10 protein-coding genes are annotated in these 19,826 nt (G+C 44.2%); all 10 read right to left on the bottom strand.

Features of this window, described 5'->3' with window-relative positions:
- Positions 1–7: 7 nt before the first annotated feature.
- The 10 genes from KUA50_RS02295 to KUA50_RS02250 all read right to left on the bottom strand — a co-directional run bounded on the left by KUA50_RS02295 (position 8) and on the right by KUA50_RS02250 (position 19,811).
- Positions 8–1,648, bottom strand: a complete 1,641-nt coding sequence (locus KUA50_RS02295; RefSeq protein WP_256624324.1) for a glycan-binding surface protein — start codon at positions 1,646–1,648, stop codon at positions 8–10.
- 33 nt (positions 1,649–1,681) lie between these two features.
- Positions 1,682–3,475, bottom strand: a complete 1,794-nt coding sequence (locus tag KUA50_RS02290; protein WP_218457616.1) for a RagB/SusD family nutrient uptake outer membrane protein — start codon at positions 3,473–3,475, stop codon at positions 1,682–1,684.
- 64 nt (positions 3,476–3,539) lie between these two features.
- Positions 3,540–6,746, bottom strand: coding sequence for a SusC/RagA family TonB-linked outer membrane protein (locus tag KUA50_RS02285; protein WP_218457617.1), 3,207 nt, complete (start codon positions 6,744–6,746; stop codon positions 3,540–3,542).
- 244 nt (positions 6,747–6,990) lie between these two features.
- Positions 6,991–8,280 (bottom strand): hypothetical protein, encoded by a 1,290-nt coding sequence (locus tag KUA50_RS02280; RefSeq protein ID WP_218457624.1) that lies wholly within the window; start codon positions 8,278–8,280, stop codon positions 6,991–6,993.
- A 169-nt stretch (positions 8,281–8,449) separates the two neighbouring features.
- Positions 8,450–9,889: a transposase gene (locus KUA50_RS02275; RefSeq protein WP_413777421.1), complete on the bottom strand. Its 1,440-nt coding sequence runs from the start codon at positions 9,887–9,889 to the stop codon at positions 8,450–8,452.
- A 742-nt stretch (positions 9,890–10,631) separates the two neighbouring features.
- Entirely contained in the window at positions 10,632–11,918 is a 1,287-nt protein-coding gene (locus KUA50_RS02270) for a glycoside hydrolase 5 family protein (RefSeq protein ID WP_218457891.1), read from the bottom strand.
- A gap of 264 nt (positions 11,919–12,182) precedes the next feature.
- A complete protein-coding gene (locus KUA50_RS02265; RefSeq protein WP_218457890.1) occupies positions 12,183–13,994 on the bottom strand; it encodes a cellulase family glycosylhydrolase in 1,812 nt (603 codons plus the stop codon).
- A 30-nt stretch (positions 13,995–14,024) separates the two neighbouring features.
- Positions 14,025–16,154, bottom strand: coding sequence for a hypothetical protein (locus KUA50_RS02260; protein WP_256624354.1), 2,130 nt, complete (start codon positions 16,152–16,154; stop codon positions 14,025–14,027).
- 28 nt (positions 16,155–16,182) lie between these two features.
- Complete coding sequence (locus tag KUA50_RS02255) at positions 16,183–18,084, bottom strand: hypothetical protein (protein WP_256624353.1); 1,902 nt, start codon at positions 18,082–18,084, stop codon at positions 16,183–16,185.
- 26 nt (positions 18,085–18,110) lie between these two features.
- Positions 18,111–19,811, bottom strand: a complete 1,701-nt coding sequence (locus KUA50_RS02250; RefSeq protein ID WP_218457889.1) for a RagB/SusD family nutrient uptake outer membrane protein — start codon at positions 19,809–19,811, stop codon at positions 18,111–18,113.
- Positions 19,812–19,826: the final 15 nt, after the last annotated feature.

Below are 19,826 nucleotides of genomic sequence, written 5' to 3'. Positions count from 1 at the left end.
TCAGTTTTTACTTTTTTGGAATGTAAATCACACGGATATTATCAAATTTCACATCAAGCTTACCAGAAGTAGTACTCTGGTTGATGCTCTGGATGCGGAACTGATTCAAACCAACAGACTTGATAGCAGAGAAATCCTTGCCTGCATAGCAATTGAACTTGCTCAATGGAACAACGGCACGATACCACTTTTTCTTGTAGAACTTACCATTGATATCCTGGAGTACAGGACCATCAGGGAATTTACCAACCTGTGGATTAGCGTCATAACCACCATCAGGCCATCCAAAGTTGTCATACTGGTTTTCTGCATCGCCCAATGGCTGTATCAGATAACGGAGATAACCCCAATAAGAACCATTGTTGTAATCACCTGCATCATAAACATTCATGGTGAAATAAAGTTCGTCAGCCGTAGCTGAAGCAGGAATGTTATCAGAGAATGAGAAAGAATTACCACTCCAATCCTTGCGGAAATAGATCATGGTACCCCACCACTGCTGATATTCTGTAGCAATATTAATGTGAGCATACTTACCATCGGCATTACCAGCATCTACATAAGAAGCATCTGGACTCCAACCATTATCTGTTGCATCGCCATCGAAGGTGGTCAGGATGGTTGAATAATCGTAGAAACGGTCTACGCTAGCAGAACCTGCAGGGTTGGTTACAGTCAATACCATATTATTACCCTCTACAGCTGGTTTTTGCTTGAATGGAATAAAGATAGAGTCTTCTGATTCTGCAACAGTATAGTCACCATCAGCCTGCTTCAATACCACATCACCATAAGTAATCTGGTCAATCTGAGTAAAGTCACGACCTGTCAAAACCAAGGTCTCACCAATCTCTGGCATATCGTTAGAACAGCTATTGATTACAGGTTTGCCTGGCAAGTAGTTGAAGTTAAGATAAACAGTACCAGCTGCACACTGCAAAACCAGAGCTCCGTGCTCAGGTGCACCCTCAGGAACGGTTACATCAACGATAGAAGTTGTACGATAAGCCTGGTTTTCAGGATTGATGGCATGATCAGCCTTTTCGATATTGAAAGCACAAGCAATATGATTGCCAGGAACCTCATTATCTTCCCAAACCTGTTCATCAAGTTCATCGCCTGTTACATCAGTGATATATACCTTCTCGATATCCACGAGATTGTAACCATAAACCTTCATCACATTACCAGCCTCACGAGGATAGACTGCGGCAATACGTGAAGCAATAGGACCAGGAGCCAACACCTTGAACTGGTAGGTAGCAGAACCATGAGAGGTCTCGATACGAAGCTCATCCTTCAAATCGCTGTTGAAAGCAGTCAACTTAAAACCTTTTTCCTCTGTAGGAATGGTAACAATGAGACTGTGAGGAGTATTCATTGTAGAGTTGAAACTTACATTCTGGTCATTGATATATACATTACGTACATCACTGAGATTATGACCCATTACAGCAATGACCGAACCGCAACCCGCCTTGCTGAACAAGCTGTCAGCCTTAGCCGGATCACAAGCACGGATACCTGTAATCTCAGGAGTACCATAGCCTTCCTCATCATCCTTACAAGAAGTAATGGTGATGGACAACATTGCCAGCAAAAGCAATGCCAACAAGCCGAATCTATGTTTAATTATATTCTTATTCATAAGATAATTATCTATTAAATATTGTCTTTACTCTTATTTTTCTACATCCCAGGTGAAATCATAAGGCTGGGCAGGCATGCTCAAGTACTTATTCTGGATAACATCACTCTCAGGATAAGGCATGAAGATATTGTTCTCATTAAGAACGACAGCCTGGTAACCAGTTACATACTTAGATACCAACTCGTTGACATTATATGTATAACCGCCATCAACCTTAATGGCTGTATTGTCATTCTCGCTCTCTGCCAACTTATCATTCCAATATACATGTCCCTCCTCATCAGTGATGTACCAGGTTCCTGTACCAGGTGGAATCACACGATAAGAGAATGTGCCGTTAGAATTTCTATAAAGAGAATTTTCACGAATTTCAAAAGCACGATGCTGCTGATGGTTGAAGAAGTTCAACATAGTCTGTGGTTTCCAGCGATACCATGTCACCATATCCCACCAGTTGAAATACTCCATACAGAATTCGATGCGACGCTCACGGATAAGATCCATCAATGTGATGCTTGTAGGATGAACAGCTTCAACACGAGCTCGATTATGAACGGCATCAAAAGCAGCCAAAGCCTCAGGATCAGAGGTACTCTCATTATTACCGAGAATAGCTTCAGCCTTCATCAGGTATACATCAGCCAAACGCTGGATATAGGTATTCAATGGTGAAGCCATCTGAGCAAGTGCTGCCGGCTCTACATCATTCTTAGTTCCAAGCACACCCTTCTTGCACTGCATCCAATTGTGCTTGTAGGTATAACCACCATCAGCCTTCTTGATATAGCTATAATAGCAATTTGGAGAGAACCAGGTAGCCTTGCGACGGATAGAATCAGCTGGATCTTCATTGTAATAGTCAAGCATATCGCATGAAGGTGACAAGTTACCACCCCATACATTCACATCTGTTACTTCTGGGAATGCCAAATCGGAATAAGTAGCATTCATGGCGCCCCACTCTCCAGAATTTGGACTAGCCCAACGCATGGCAAGAACGGTTTCGCTATTGTCATTGTTCTGAGCCTTGAACAGATCCTCATAGTTATTCATCAGAGAATACTGGCCGCTATTGATTACCTCATCGCAAAGTTTCTTTACCTCTTTCAAGGTTGTCTCATTGCGCTGATGGTCTGTAGTTGAGCCTTCTTCCCAACCACTCTGAGCCAAGAGAGCCTTAGCCAAGGCTGCCTTTGCTGCATACTTGGATGGGTGATGATCGGTTCCAGTCTCTGGCAACAACTCAGCAGCCTTGCGGAAGTCACGAACGATAAACTTCAATACGTCAGCCTCTGTGTTCAAAGGCTGGATAGGAGTCTGAACCAACTTGTTGTTGTCCTCAAAGAGAATATTGTCACCCCAACCACGGAGCAAATAGAAGTAAGCCCAGCCACGCATCAAGTAGCACTCGCCCTCGGCAGCCTGCTTAACGGATGGAGTTACACCATTGGTGCAATACTCTTCCAAGTTGGCAAGAGTAGCATTACTCATGGTTACGACATTGTAAAGAGCAGACCAAGCTAAGCCCAACTCTTCAGTCAAAGCAGTAACCTTAAAGTTTGCAAACTCAGCGTTTACATATGGATTCCATCCATCATTAGCACGGAAAGAACCTATACCGATCAAGGCACGGCGGTTGAAATTGAACCAAGCCTTGTTAAAAAGAGGCTCAACACCCTTTCTTACAGCAGCATCCGAAGAATAGAAAGTAGGCGCTGTGTAATTGCCAGAAGGGGTCTTGTCAAGGAAGTCTGAACCACAACTGGTAGTCATGAGCGCAGTAGCTGCCAAGGCAGAAGCCATCAATATATGTTTTGTTTTCATATTATATCCTATTTAATATATATATATACGTTATAATTACATATTAACCTTTTCCAGAGATTACTTAGAATGCCAATTTCAAACCGAAGGTATAGATTCTCTGGGATGGATAACGGTAGTTATCGATGTTCTGGAGAATCACACTCTGACCGCTAGCACCAATTTCCGGATCATAGCCGTCGTAACCTGTGATGCTAAACAAGTTCTGGATGTTACCATAGATAGACAAGCTCTGAATCTGCAATGGAGCCAACCACTTCTTAGGGAAGTTGTAGGTCAATGAGATTGACTTCAAGCGGAGGTAAGAACCATCTTCTACGAAGCGGCTGCTTACACGGTTGTTATCATTCTGGCTCTGACCAGCTGTACTGATACGCTGGGTGGTAGCAGTGGTAGGGTTGGTTACATATACATTATTAATATCTGTAGCAGAACCGTTAGGGTCGATCAAGCCAATCTTGGCATAACCAGCCACTTCCTTCATCATGTTGCCATACTTCTCTGGGTTGGTGTGTCCCTGGCGAACATAGTTATAGATGTCACCACCCACACTACCATTGATGAAGAAGCTAAAGTCGAAGTTCTTCCATGTAATGGTGTTGTTCAAACCGAAGGTAAAGTCTGGGTTAGGATCACCAATAAAGGTACGGTCGTTGTTATCAATCTTACCATCGCCATTGACATCCTCGAAAATATAATCACCTACCCAAATGCTGTTAGGGGCAATAGGATACATGTTGCCATCGCCATCGGCAGGACGTGGAGTAGGAACCTTGTTGCCAGCAGCATCAAGCAAGAACTCACCCTTGCTGTTCTTCTGATAGAAGTCGTCGGCTGTCTTGTACATACCGATTACATTATATCCATAGAAACGCCCTACAGGTCCACCGATCTTTGACAAAGTCAAGGTCTCTGTACCGATTTTACCAGAGATGGTGGCATCGTCACTGTTGAGGGCAGTCAACTTGTTGCGGTTGATAGAGAGCGTGGCACCTGTGCGCCAAGACCAATCGCCCTTATTGATATTCACGGTGTTCAAGGTAAACTCAATACCTTTATTCTCGATAGAACCAGTGTTCACCCAAGGAGCACTCATACCCTGCCAATCGTTATTGATGACGTATGAAGGAAGAGCTGCCTCCATCAAGAGGTTGTCTGTCTTCTTCAAGTAAGCATCTACGATAAACTCGATACGGTTGTCTAGGAAGGCAAAGTCCATACCCACGTTCCATGAGTTAGTGCTCTCCCACTTCAAGTCAGGATTTGGGAAACGGGCAGGATAATAACCTGTACCCCATGCGGTAGCCACATTGTTCATTGTGGCACCATAAGCAAAAGAACCTGTGCTCTGGTTACCGACAAGACCCCATCCAAGACGGAGTTTCCAGTTGTTCAACCATTTCACATCCTTCATAAATGGCTCTTGGGTGATACGCCAAGCCAAAGCTGCAGATGGGAACCAACCCCAACGGTTGTTCTTACCGAAGGATGAAGAACCATCGGTACGCAGAGTAGCTGTCAACAGGTAACGCTCCAGGAGATTATAGTTCAAACGACCGAAGTAAGACTCAATAGCCCATGGTGTACCATCATCACCAGAGTTGGTGGCGGTAGAAGCGTCTCCTATTCCCAAAGAGTGGAGAGAATCGGAGATATATCCCTTACGACTACCAGAAAGGCTTTCCCAGTTACCCCACTGAGCCTCGTGACCCAACATGATCTGGAAGTGATTGTGCTTGAATGGATCGAAGTCGTATGTAGCATACTGCTTGAATGAGCTATATTTACTCAAGGTCTTGGTACGTGTACTCTGACTCTCTACCTTAATATTACCATCGGAATAGTCTGGAACAAAGTAGTAAGAGTTACCCCAGCCACGGTTGCCACCATATTCGATACGGATATTCAATCCCTTGACAGGCTTGATGTTAGCGAATACATTGTAATCCAACTGATAGTTGTTTGTACGGTTTTCCTTCATGTTAGCCTCAAAGATTGGGTTGCTGTATGAAGTATTGAAATCGTTAGCCTCAGGCACACCATAACTGCCATCAGGGTTGCGGGCTGCAACATCAGGGAACTGGTTCAAAGCAGTATTGATGACATCATTCTCAGAGAAAGTCAAGGTCTGCTTTGTATTAGAATAGGCAGTATTAAAACCAACCTGAACCCACTTATTAATATTGGTATCAAAGTTTGCACGGAAGCTGGCACGTGTAAAGCCGGAACCTATACCTACACCATCCTGATCGAGGAAACCGCCAGAGAGAGAGTAATGCATGTCCTTATTACCACCACTTACGTTTATTGCATGATTCTGCATGAAAGCAGTCTGGAAGAGTTCCTTCTGCCAATTGGTACCATCGGTCAAAAGTGAAGGATCCTTAAAGTCCTCGCGTATACCATAACCACGAGCTTCCTGACGAGCATTATAGAAATCGGCATACTCCTTGAGGTTCATCACATCAAGGTATTTAGGAATAGCCTGCCAACCGATATAACCGTCATAAGAAACCTGCGCCTTACCATCCTGACCACGCTTGGTAGTTACGAGAACGACACCATTAGAGGCACGGGAACCATAGATGGCTGTGGCTGACGCATCCTTCAAAACCTCAATAGAGGTAATATCTGAAGGGTTGATACTTGCCAATACGGAAGTATTACTGCTGGTATTACCACTTACAGGAATACCATCAATGACATAAAGAGGTTCATTACCATTAAAAGAGTTAATACCACGAATCTGCACAGAGATACCACCACCAGGAGCACCAGAGTTCTGGGTTACCTGAACACCGGCAATACGTCCCTGCATGGCTTGTTCCATACTGGTATTAACACCTTGTTTAATAGCCTTTTCATCAATGCTGGATACAGAACCTGTCAAATCTGAACGTTTCATGGTACCATAACCTACAACAACTACCTCGTTGAGAGAGTGAGTGTCTTCGGTCATCACAATACTGATTTTACCATTAGCAGGTACTTTAGCGGTTTTATTGGAATAACCAACATAAGAAATTTCAAGAGTCTGTCCTGGCTTGGCATTGATAGAGAATTTACCATCCAAGTCAGTTACAGTACCCACACCATTAACACCCTTGATTTTAACGGTCGCACCAATTACGGTTTCACCATTAGCATCGGTAACAGTACCTGTCACCTTACTTTGGGCGGAAGCAGTCAATGGCAACAACATCATCAAGGAGAGCGCAAGAGGTCTGCCTATGACAGACTTGCACTTAGAATTTAATCTGTTGTGACTCATAATAATTGTTATCTGTTAAGTTTATATTTATTTTAAAATTAGTTGTTTACCCATTAGAATAAAGGGAAGTAATTCTGTTATTCGAGTACAAAGATACTACTTTATTATCACAAATTATGATACTTTTTTGCTGATTTTATATAGCATTTTACATTTTTCTAGTTTTCTAAAAAAAAGCAACAAAAAGAGGGTAGAGAAATTCCTCCACCCTCCTTATTTTACTTTATTTTAAAAGTTGTCCTTATTATTTTTGAACAAACTTCTTACCGTTCTGGATAACAACTCCCTTGTAAGACTTGTTCACCTTCTGACCTGCGAGGTTATAAATTGGAGCGTTAGTGTTTTCCTTTGGAGCTACAACAGTGCCAGAGATGCTAGTAGAAACAGCCTTAGTATAAAGATTTGCACCTGCAACTGTCAAGCACTCACCCTTAATTACCAAACCAAACTCTTTAGCTGCAGCAACAATCTTATCATCAAATACAACTACCGCCTCTGATACATCAAAGACATCTATAGTACCGGAAACAGACGGCCAGTTCTCATCAGCTGAAGCCAACTGAATCTGGCCACGACGAGTCCAAGACTCGCCCTCCTTATTCACCTCTTTAAAATCCTTAATAGCTATATGCAATTCATCACCTGCTTGTACATTTGCAAAGTTCTCCTTTGCCAAAACAACACCATTTTCCCAAACACCTAAAGCTGTCTCTTCTACATTTATAACAGTTTTGTTTGAAGGTAAATCAGCTTTCTGACGATACAACATAGCCGTAGCAGAAACAGGGAACTTTGCACCCTGATAATACCACTGAGGGTTTGCGGTTGAATTGATATTTTCAATATCAGCTGCCGACAAAGTCTGAACAAAGAACATTGGGATATTCCAACCATTGAACTGAAGTTTACCCATATTATACTGGAAATTACCTTCATTTCTAATTGCATCCTTAGCTGTAGTCGTAACTACTACGACATCACCAGCTTTAGCTAACTTAAAATTAGCACTTGGAATTGTGACTCCACTCCAAGCAGCCGTTGTTGGCTTATCTGCGGAAGACAAATCCAATGTCATAAAATCACTAGCAGGCAAAACTGATATTTTAGAAACTGTTATTTTCTTGCCAAGTACTGCAGGCCAAGAGCCACTCTTCTGCTGAACCGCACCACCGAGTTTAAAGCCTTCGCCTGTTATCTGTGCCAAAATTTCCTTTGTAACTGGTATCGTGACAACAGAGTTTGGAGTAGGATTAAATGTACTTCCATAATACATGTCACTACTATCTGCTTTTTTAAACTGCAAAACATTCTGTTCACCAGAACCTGCCTCTGCATCAGTAATGGTCAACTTCAAGAAGTCATTCACTGTGACATCTGAAGCCTTAAGAACAATAGCTTCAGTTTCTGCCCATTTTAGACCATCATCACCTTGAGTGGCCTCAATGGTTATTGGAGTCGTAACTACATCTTTCTCAACTGCACAAACACTAAGACTTGCACATGCAGCAATTACTAAAGTAAATAACTTTTTCATAAGCTCTTTATTAATTTATAGGTTTAAAAATTGTTTTTATGAATCAAATTTAAATATTGATTCTTTTCGATGACAAAGGTACAACAAAAACAGCAAAACTAATGATACTTTGTTATCTAATTCCGATACTATTTTATAAAAGTACTGAAGTTTCGCAAGTGAATAAATATCAACTTGCTTGTTTATAAATATACATATTACGTAGCGTATGGGCAACAGGATTACTTTCGATGAAATCTGCCAGCAACTCTGTAGCATCTATAGAGTAACGCTCTGCTGCTTCCAGAACGAAGTCCAAAATGATAGCCCATATCTTGTCCGTTACGGACAACTCGAGAGTGTCATTGGTAACCTCTGTAAAGAGACCACCGATGGTTTCATACGCTTCAAATCTCTTCACTGTACACAAGATGTTATACTGCATCATTGTCAAAGTGAAGCTAGCAATTTGAGCGGCAAAATGTACAGACTGGCATTTACCAAAGTTCAGCAAGGTCTTGCAATCCTTGTATGCAACTTCGGTAGCCCATCGTCTGGCATAAATACGATACGCTTCAAGGAAGCTAAGAGAAAGGTCTGTGGTCAACAACCCATTCCAGTTTCCCTTGCGTCCTCGTTTGCAAAAGAACAAACGGACTGGCACACCATCCAACTTAACGTCCATTGTACAATAGGTACAGCGAAGTATTTTGTTGTGTTTGCATGCCTTCTCCTTTTGCAGGTGCTTGATGATTTGCTTGGCATTCATCTTGCCATGCTTCGTTGCATAGTTGGTTTTGCCCAGTTTAATCATGCCCAACAGGTGACACTTGATATGTCTGCTGGAAATGAAACGCACAAGCTTAGTGTTTGTAAACCAGCTATCTACGAGCAAGTAATCAAAGCGAACACCTCGCTTGATGGCATACTTGACCATATCTATGGCCTTGTCTGTCTTCTTCATCAGATATTCATCCACACGATCTTTTACCGCTTGCCCTTCGTGGTCCTCGGTATAGCGAGCTTTGCGTTGCTTAGCAGTAAGTCCCTGAACCTTTTGCTTGTCCTTTCCCTCCTCACCATGAAGAGAAAAATCGAGAAAGAGCTGGCTAACGCCATCGGACAACATCATGGTCAGACACTTATAACCAAGGATGCTCTTTTGATGAACATGAGACCAGATTCTTCCTATGAGTTCGGTCGTCATACCAGTCTTAGGTGCATCAGTATCATCAATAATCAAACAAACCGGCTTGTCATGATGAACAGTTGTGCTGCTTGATATCTTCTTTATCAGCTGAAGATTCATTGCATATAGTAACTTGCGCCACTTGACGTTGCCATCATTCATAAAACGATAGAACATGTCTTTATCACAATTGAACAATTTACTCAAGGACGAGTTGGAGTATCGACTCGCATTCTTGACTACGAAGAACGGGAAGAGCATGAGGAGGTTGAGTACCTGCAAAGTGGTGAACTTGCAGTTCTCTTTCTTCTCTACTCCAATCTGGCTGGAGCGTATATTTATATGTTCCATCACACCCATAATGCACTTAATTGCACGATTATCGTCATTTTTTGCGAAAAAGCTTCGCAGATCTGAAATAATTTTTGTATATTTGCTCACGGCTTTGAAGTTTTATCTTTATTGTTTAGCGATTATAAAGATACTCATTTTCTGTGAGTTATACAAACTTCAGAGCCTTTTTTATTCCAAAATTACGTTAAATCACGCTTGTGAATTTTCACTTGCGAAACTTTAGTAAAAGTATAAAATAAACTATTTTTATAGCCAATATTCCTATGGTTCCCTCGTTTCAAGTGAGGCTTACGTAATGTTCAAGTGAGGCTCACCTGAACTTCAAAAGGGGCTTACTTGATATGCAAAGGAGGCTTATCTGGAGTTCAAATGAGGCTTACTTGATTCTGGGCAGGATGTATCTGAAATTACATCGCGATGCATCTGTTACTGCGTCGGGACGTACCAGATGCTACGTCGGGACGCATTTTCGGGAACAGCATTGGAGATTATACGGGAAAAACAGCATCAAAAACAATAGGCATTGAACCGAAAAAACACCTTTTTACTCAATGCCTCCTGCCTTTTGCCTCAAAAACACCGCTAAAATCACCAAAAACTCCTAAGTATCGCTATTTTTATGGCAATATATGGCAGATTATGGCAATTAAAAAGCTATTGCAATATCGGTACATTCTCATAATCAAACAGTTACCGAATTATATGGCAATATGGCAATTCTTTTACGAAAAAACATAAAAGTATTATTATAAAAAGTCAAACAAAAAAAGGGTGCACCATGAACTGATGACACACCCTCCTAAAACAACTAACAATTTCACCTAACTTATTACTTACCAATCTTCTTCATTCTGTCTACCTGCGTCTTCACTACATCCAATGTAGATTTATCAGTAGAAAAGACGGAGTTCAGACCTTGCGCTTCCTGAGCAGGATCACCGGTGTAGTCATCACCTACCTGCCACTGCTCATGCTTAGGATTGGCAAAGCCGCCCCATCCCCAGAAGTTGCAACCAGCAAAGTAACCGCCGGATGCAGCATTGTCGCCAACAAGACTGAACACATACTTATAATATCCATCACGTGCTTCTGTTGTAGAAGAAGTTGAAAAAGAGAAACCATCACGAGGATAGCCGAACTCCTCCATCACCAATGGTTTCCTAATACGTCCGCATACCTCAAGATGTTCATCAATATACTCCTTGGTGTTCTTGCAGGAGATTCCCAAATCTTCCAGCAAATGATCTTTTCTCGCCCAACTCCAGTTGTATGGCCAAAGATGAATGTTGCAATAATCTACATTCTTATCGGCACAGATCCGTTCCCAACAGTTCAGTTCACCTTCACATCCCCATTTACCTTCGCTACCGATAGAAATCAGATGATTCTTATCGAGCGAACGAATCAGCTTGCTCGCTTCACCCAGCCACTTTTCGAAAGCAGGCAACTGCTCTTTGCTGAAAGCACGAGGCTCATTACCTATCTGCCATGACATAATGGCTGGATCATCTTTGTACTTCTTCTTTGTATATCTATTTGTTCTCGTAAGTATAAATCGCACATAATCATAAAAATACTGATGCGCCTTCTCACAGGCTGCATATTTAGCCACATAATTCATGAAAGCAGGATATCCATCTTCATTAGGCCTTGGAGCCTTCCCCATCCCAGCCTGCTCCAGGTAATAGCCATAACCGCCACTCCATTCCCAGGAATTGTTAAGATAGAGCACGGCCAGCATCTTGCGCTTGCCCATCTCCATCAGCAGATAGTCGAGACCTGCAAGAATCGTATCATTATACACTCCAGGAGCCTCCTGCAAAGTAGGTTCCACCTTAGTCTTTACTCCTCTCTTGCCATCAGATCCTACAAGAATACGAAGGTTGTCTATACCCATCGCCTTCATCTCGTCAAGTTCCTTGCAAAGACGTTCACGATTACCACCCTGTCCCTCAGAACCGAGAATGGCACCATACCAGAAATTGGTCCCTACATAATAATATGGTTTACCATCACGGATAAAATGTCCGTCCTTCACTTTCACAAAGTTAGACTTAGCAGAAATGTTGCCAGCAGTAGCTAAAGCCATCATCAGTAAAAAGAATATTTTCCTCATTTATACATTGTTTAGATTGTTACTTGCCATATCTCCATGAGTAAAAACTCACGAAAGATTTACTTTCGTTTGCAAAATTACGAAAAATGGGCAAAAAAGTATGATACTATTTTGCCCATTATACATACCAATCTAATCTATGAACTATTTCTGAACGAATTTCTTGCCATTTTGAATAACAATACCCTTATAAGACTTGTCTATCTTCTGACCAGCGAGGTTAAAAATCTCTGCAGGATGAGAAATTCAAACAGTTTCATCATATTATTTAGAAGGCCACTTAGCAGCAGCAACTCCAGCATTGATACTCTCCATCATATTCGCATTGCTGATATTAGCACCAGCTCTATTAAAGATGGTCATACTTGGGAAATTTGAATTTGTATCCCAAGCTACTGGCACACATCCATTGTTGATGGCACTGGTAACGACTGCCTTATAGTAATCCTTCACGGATGCATCATGAAGCGCATCCTTACCGATAGCCAGACGCTGGTTGGCACCAAACTCACCAATCAACACGGGATAACCCTTGTCGAAGAAGTGGGTCTTCATCTTCTCCATCTGAGCCTCTACATAATCCTCGTTGTATTTGGCATCAGCAGTGCGGTCGGCATCACCACCCTTGTTGTTCTTACCCCAATAGAGATAGTACTTTCCCCAATCCTTGTCTTCACTCAAATCAGTAAACTGATATGGATCATAGAAGTGAACCTCTACCATCAATCGGTCGGTAGCTGAATCATGGATCTTATTCATATAATTATGAGCCACGAAGTTGTCGATATTGGTATTAGGACCCTGAACCACCAGAACTCGCTTGGCATTGTTGCCACCAGTAGCACGCACTGCCTCAATGAAAGTCTGCTCATACTCTGCAATTCTATTGGCCAAATCCGCAGTGCCCAGCAATGCATTGGCATCACCGCCACCCACACCAGGCTCATTCATACCGGCAAAGATAAGACGCTCGTCATAATTCTTGAAACTATTGGCTATCTGAGTCCAGATCTTGGTGAGTTTTGCCTTGGTAGCATCCACATCAGTAGCAGCAGTAAAGCCATCATGCTCAATCCATCCACCATCCCAATGCTGGTTGATGATGACATAGAGATCGTTCTTGATGCAGTAATCTACCACCTCGTGAACACGAGCCAGCCAATCGGCATCGATGGTGCAAGCCTCAGCATCTGTGATGTGACCCATCACCCAAGAACAAGGAATACGGACGCTATTGAAACCGGAAGCCTTCACCAGGTCGATGAGCTGCTGGGTAGTCTTTGCCGACTGCCATGAAGTTTCAGAACCGATACCGGCATTCTTCCAGTTATTGGCAGCATTTCCTGCCTCCATCGTATTACCCAAGTTCCAACCCGGATACATCAAGGCTGCAATATCCATAGCCGTCTTACTCATATCACTAGAAGAAGTACCCTGCTCCTGGTTGACGGTAACAGCTTCGGTGATGGAAGTACTGTCGTTTACCACCATGGTATAGCTGATGGTTGCCGAACGGGCATTGCTGATGTTGGCAGCCACCGTATAGTTGCGGGTGTATTCCATCATGTTGGCACGAGTAGTAATCTCACTCACCCATTCATTGCTGATGACCTGAGAATAACTTGCATTTGCCTTCAGGGTAACAGTAACCTTACCACCTGCAGCCCCCACATTCAGGGTCTTACCTGATGTTATGAGCAGTCCCTCGGTAGAGTTCTGGATTACGGTGATAGTCTTGGTATCAGAACCAGCCGCTACGGTGATAGTTGCCGAACGGTCATCATTGGCCGTATTTGCCTCTGCCTTGATGAGGAAATGATGGGTGATACTAGAAGAGCCAGCCACAGGAGTTACAGCCAACCAAGCCGCTTCGGTAGAAACCGTTGGCACCTGAGCCGCCTTGACATATAAGTCTGTCTCACCACCATTCTTCGTAAACGCCATATCAGAACGGGAAACCACGAAATCCTTAGAGAGTCCTTCACCGCCTCCGATGGTATCCTCATTAGAACAGGCTGAGAAACTGACCATGGCAAAAGCCATGATCAGAAACGATAAAATTGTTATTTTCTTCATATTCATAGAATATCAAAATAATACGTATGATTACTTACCTGGAGTCAATACATGATTAATCTTGACCTTAACCTGGGTAGGATCAACCAGGTCTTTCCACAAATCGTAGAGTTCGATGGTCCAAACCACTGCACCCGAGCAGTTATCTGCCAAAGAAGCGGAAACCTCGTAGGTGCCATCGCCCTTCACATAAGTGCGACCGAATTCAGAACCGCCCCAGTAGCTAGGATACCAGCTAGGTGTGGCATAAGAAAGTTCTGTCTTGTAGTTCTTGGAAGCAGAATCCTTCAAGTTGCCGTCGATACCCGTGATGGTGAAGTTGACTATCAGATTACCTACGAATGACAAGGCTGAAGCATCCACTCCATTTGCCTTGGTATTACCATACTCATTGTAGATTTCAATACGACCGTCTGTGCCGTTGCCATCCTTGTTGTTGAACTCAGTCTTAGAGAAATCCATAGAGAATTCAGGATCCACATCAAACTTGATGCTCACAATCTCTGCTTTAATCTTGGATGCATCGATGGCATCAGCTGCCAGATTGTTGATATCCACACAGAATACCGCTGCACCTTCAGCCTCAGCACCACCAGTCTCCATCCAAACCGTATAGAGACCATCGCCAGTGACGTTGGCATCATACTTGGAATCATCAAAGGCTGACCAGCGATTTGGATCCCAAGAAGCATCAGCATACTCCAAACCAGCCACATGACTACCCGCACCTTCCTTCATGTTATCTTTCAAACCAGAAAGACGGAAAGTAACCACCATGTTCTTGGTAAACTTAATCTGAGCCTGGTTGATGCCAGGATTGCTGCCCGTAGAACCATACTGGTTGAAAATCTCGATACGGATTCTGCCATTATTCTCAAGGTCGCCGACAACCAACTTGGAATTATCTACCTTCAACTCAGGTGACATACGAACAGGACGGATTGCCAAACCCAGGTTGCGGGCTGAAACACCTGATGAAGCAGTACCATTGGTCAGATTGAGCGTCTGGCTATAATCCGTAGCGATGCTATAGTTATTGCCGCTCCAATACAAGCCCTGGTTGCCCTCGCCTACCTTGGCAGTACCGTTGCGGTAACCGGTGTAAGGCATAAAGATGCTGTTGCCATTGGCTGCAGTAAATCTGATACCCTTCACGCCCTTTACCTCAACTTCTGTCTGAGTGGTATTGGCAATCAACTCACTCATCTGATCGGCGGTAGGAGTAGAACTGCGCATCAAGGCACCTGCATCCACATTCACCTTCTTCAAGATATCCTTATCCGTACCGGCGATATCCTCCACAGTATTGTAATCAATGAGATAAGTACTCTGATTCACACCTGTCAGATCACCATAGCCCAGAAGGGCACCTGTTTCTTCCTCAGATTCAGCACCCAGGTTGCACTTAGCCCAAAGGATGCTCAAACCCAAGTCTACATATTCCATTTTCTGAGCAGGAGTGGTAAAGCTCTTGGTCTCACCATAAACAAAACCATCGCCCAACTCAAAATATGCTGTATAATAGTAAGTAGTACCAGGAAGTAATCCTTCCACACGTTGACTGATTGTCTTGTTACTGGCTGAGATTGGATAATTGATACCATTCTCTACATCCGCCTCCGAGGTAGAAATCTTGAAACCGTAGTTCATCTGGGTCTCTCCCTCTATCAGGATGCCTTCCAAGCCATTAGCTGTAGCACTCAGGGTGGCCTTGGTTGCCGTAACATCTGTGGCTTCAGCTGTAGCAATCTGGGCATCGGTAGCCACGAAGCTCTTCACCTCACCAAACTTGGTTACTATGCCCTGCAACTGTACGTAGGTGGCATAATAATAGGTATTACCCTTGGTCAATCCCGAGAGAGTAGCGGTTACATTACCTTCGGCATCAATAACGCCTGGCTGCTTGGTGCCGGCTGTGGTAGGATCGGGGTTGGTACCGTAAACAACACCCACCGCATAGGCACCTGCATCCTGCTTACTCAAGTCCAAGACCTTGCCGCTGACTACTGCCGAAATAGCAGTAACAGAAGCATCTCCCGTCTCAATGGTGCTAATCACATTTCCTGTGGCTGCAGAGTAGTCATCATCATCGCTACAGGAAGAGAGCGAGCAAAGACCGGCCATCAGCAGCATCACACCTGCTAAATATTTCATTTTCATAATCTAATCCACATTAAAGTTTCTAATCTTATTTACCCTCTGATGGTTTCACTACAGGAGCACCTGTATCCATCTTCACGGTGATAACCACTTCGATGCTTGAAGAACACTTGAAGTCGGTAAACTCATTGTTGCCGGAATCAAACTTGAAGCATGCGGCTGGTCCCCATGGGTTCAATACATAACGACGGAAAGAGTTGGTACTTGGGTCGTCATCTGTATATCCTCTTGAAATGAGTGTATCATCAAAATCAACACTCTTGCCATCTACCTTGATGCTCTTGATGGTGATATCACAGTTTGGATTGTCCTTCAGAATCTTGTTGACATCGATGTAGAGAAGATATGGATTGCTCTCTGCACCCTCAAACTTCAAGGAATAGTCGCCATCGCCTGTGATGAAAACATTGGTGCTCATATAGTTGGCGGCATCGCCATCGTGTTTCCAGCCCCAACCGGAGTTGTTGAAGAAGAGGTTTGCCTTATACTTAGGACCAGATGCAGAACTTGCACTCTGGGCTACCCAGTGGTATGCCTGATACTGATAGAGATTGCCCTGGTCATCAAGACACTGGCTACCGAGCCACAGATCCTTCAGATGTCCGGTATAATCATCCTTGCTGACTTTCAGGATGCGCAGGGTGTTGTCGGCATTGGCATGCATGTTGTAATTGCCCGTTGCAGAAAGCTGGGTATTTCCGAAGCCCTTGTCGAAGGTGAACACGCCCTCATCGGTCAAGGTATATTTACCAGAAACCTGACTTCCATCAGGAGCTGTATAGATATAGCTCTTTGACTCACTGTTCATCACGAGGGTTGCATCCTCGATACCACTAGCTGCTGTAAGTTGAATGCCCTTGGCACTACCGTCGAGGTTGCAATAGTCAAACTGCTTTCCCTCTTCATTATCAGGGTTAGCCAACTTGTAGGTGATTTCCTTATTAGTCTTCTGCTCTACCCAGTCGCGCCAGTCGGCCATCAGCGTTGGCTTCACATGGGTATTCACTACCACGGTAGGAGTCCAATTGTCCCAGTATTCCTCTGAAACGAAGTTGTAGCAAAGCAAGCACTTGCCTTCATCAGAATTGTCTCGAACAGTTGCTATCTGCAAACGGTCATCAGCAAGTCCCATCAGTTTCAAACCGCTACGCCAGTTGGTAGCAACCTTATCATGACCCGAATTGTGGAGCAGCTCCGCATCCGAAAAGGTGATGGTATGATTGTCTGTATCCAGCATGTAAGTACCCTTAAAGGTCTCACCTGTCTCAGCATTATATACGGTGACATGGGCACCGCCAATCAGGTCGAACTCCATATAACCATAGTCGATAGCCGACATCACCCAGGAGTTGCCTGCGATATCAGGAGTCCAGTTCCAATGGTCGCCGGCAGAAGCGGTCTGTCCCATCATACAGGTACTCCAGTCATCATCCATACCCCAGAATCCGAGCGGACCTGCCCAGAGGTCAGAATGCTTGGTGATGGTATTGGCATCGATATCCAACTTCCATCGCTTCGATTTGCCTACACCTCCGCTCAGGTAGGTCCAAAGAGGATCGGTAACGAATTCGGCACAGAATTCATCTACCTTGAACTCGGCGTAGGGTCCCCAGAGGAAACCACCGCGGGTTTCAACACCAATACGTGCCTGATAGGTACCATTGAAAGGAATCTTCAAGCTCACCTCATCCTGCTGGAAACGTCCCTGAGGAGTATCAAAGACCACCGAATAGCTCGATGGCAACAGACTCTTGAACTTGACGATATTAGGATTGTTTTCGTCGTGAGTAATCGTGAAGGCGATGTTCTCAGCCAAATCCTCAGAAGACAAGTTCTTATCGCCCAGACCAAACTCGTCTGGAGAGCAGCTCGCCATGAAGAGAATCATGACTGCTGTCAAAAGCGAATATATTTTATTTATAATCTTCATAAAACCAATACTTTAAAAAGTTAGAATTACCAACCTGGATTCTGCTTCAGGAGACCATGAGAAAGTCCGATCTCGGTGATAGGAATCTGAATCAAGCCACGTTTCTTGATGATATTCTCGGCACTGATGGATACGGTGGATTTCTCGCCGCCATCCTTCACTTCCCAGGAACCGGCAATCTCCCTGGCTGCCTGCTCCACGCCCTGACGGAGCTGATCCCAATAGCGGATTCCCTCGAAGGCAAACTCAAGTTTGCGCTCTTTCAGGATGTTCTCCTTGGTGGCTGTCTGCTGAGAATAGTTGCCACTCAGGGTGGTACCATCATCCTCTGTATAAGCACGCTTGCGAACCTGGTCGAAGTAAGACTGGGCATTAGGACTACCCAACTCTGCTGCCATCAACAGGACATCGGCGTAACGGACGAGTACCCAATCCTGGAACTGACTGATTTGGAAATCGCCTGCACCCACTGTTTCCGTGTAATGCTGCAACTTGCCATCACCAGCAGTTTCGTGCTTAGACAAAGGGGTGTATTTCTTCACGAAATATCCGGTGTATTCACGCTGGTCGGCAAGATAAGTGCTCTCGTAATCCTTCAACTGTGAAGCATCGATGATAGAGGCTGAACGGCGGGTATCACCCGTAGCATAGGCTGAAGCAATGGATGGCGTAACGGTGCATGCACCCCAACCCTGGCCATAGCCTTCGTAAACCAGACTACCGGTACGCATTCCTACCATCACCTGGAAACGGTTTCCATCATTGTTGCCATTATAGTCGGCTGTGTAGTTGAACTTCATCGATAGTATGGTCTCTGGGTTTCCAGGACCAGCCCAGGAAGAGTTCTCATGTGCCCAAAGTCCTACGTGGTCACCGCTCTTGTCATCAGAAGAAGCTGGCCACAAATCTCTGAATCGAGGTACCAGACTGAACTCGCCACTGGCGATGATATCCTCGCAGGCAGCCAGTGCATCCGCCTTGGTCAAGCCCAACTGATCAGGCTCCTTGCCATAATAGCCACTATAGAAGAGGTATGCGCGAGCCAGAATGGCCTCGGCACCATACTTGGTGACATGTCCATCGTTGGTAGCCGCATCCTTCTTAGGATAGGCATTGGCAGGAATGTGCTCAATGGCATACTTCAAATCTCTGAACACCAGACTATATACGGAGTCTGGAACAGCCTGGGGAACCACATCACTGGTGGCATGTTCCAGCAACGGGATATTCTCCCAGAGGCGAAGCATATCAAAATAGCACAGGGCACGAAGGGCATGAGCCTCACCCAGATAGGTGTTCTTTGCATTCTCATCATCCCAGGTAATGCCTTCACCCTTATCGATAAACTCATTGCAGCGGAAGATGGCTGCATAATAGCTCTTCCACAAGGTTTCGTGCATATCGGTATAAGATGGTGCCTGATTCATATCGAAACGGTCGAGGATCTGGGTATTGCGTCCATCGTTGTTACCCGTACCGCCAAAACACTCGTCACTCATCGTCTCGGTCAACTGATAGACGGTGAACGAAGGACCGTCCGAAACGGTACGCTGCCAACCGTCGTAGCAGGCATAGAGCGAGCGAAGTCCATCCTCCTGACTCTTATAGTAATTGCCGGAATTCGATTCTGTCTTGGAAGCCACATCCAGCCAACTGTCGCTGCAAGATGCCAGACCTCCCATAGCCAAAATACCCAAAGCGGCTATCTTTATTTTATTTGTCTTCATAATGATATCTCCTTT

Origin of the sequence: Segatella hominis (genome assembly GCF_019249725.2) — a bacterium.
Classification (GTDB): Bacteria; Bacteroidota; Bacteroidia; order Bacteroidales; family Bacteroidaceae; genus Prevotella.
Note: the sequence above shows the minus strand (reverse complement) of the source record. Positions and strands in the feature narration are given on the sequence as shown.

Bases quoted from the DNA above. Each gene is read 5' to 3' on its own strand.
- KUA50_RS02260 (WP_256624354.1), bottom strand. From the start codon at position 16,154: ATGAAAATGAAATATTTAGCAGGTGTGATGCTGCTGATGGCCGGTCTT.
- KUA50_RS02250 (WP_218457889.1), bottom strand. From the start codon at position 19,811: ATGAAGACAAATAAAATAAAGATAGCCGCTTTGGGTATTTTGGCTATG.
- KUA50_RS02270 (WP_218457891.1), bottom strand. From the start codon at position 11,918: ATGAGGAAAATATTCTTTTTACTGATGATGGCTTTAGCTACTGCTGGC.
- KUA50_RS02285 (WP_218457617.1), bottom strand. From the start codon at position 6,746: ATGAGTCACAACAGATTAAATTCTAAGTGCAAGTCTGTCATAGGCAGA.
- KUA50_RS02255 (WP_256624353.1), bottom strand. From the start codon at position 18,084: ATGAAGATTATAAATAAAATATATTCGCTTTTGACAGCAGTCATGATT.
- KUA50_RS02290 (WP_218457616.1), bottom strand. From the start codon at position 3,475: ATGAAAACAAAACATATATTGATGGCTTCTGCCTTGGCAGCTACTGCG.
- KUA50_RS02265 (WP_218457890.1), bottom strand. From the start codon at position 13,994: ATGAAGAAAATAACAATTTTATCGTTTCTGATCATGGCTTTTGCCATG.
- KUA50_RS02295 (WP_256624324.1), bottom strand. From the start codon at position 1,648: ATGAATAAGAATATAATTAAACATAGATTCGGCTTGTTGGCATTGCTT.
- KUA50_RS02280 (WP_218457624.1), bottom strand. From the start codon at position 8,280: ATGAAAAAGTTATTTACTTTAGTAATTGCTGCATGTGCAAGTCTTAGT.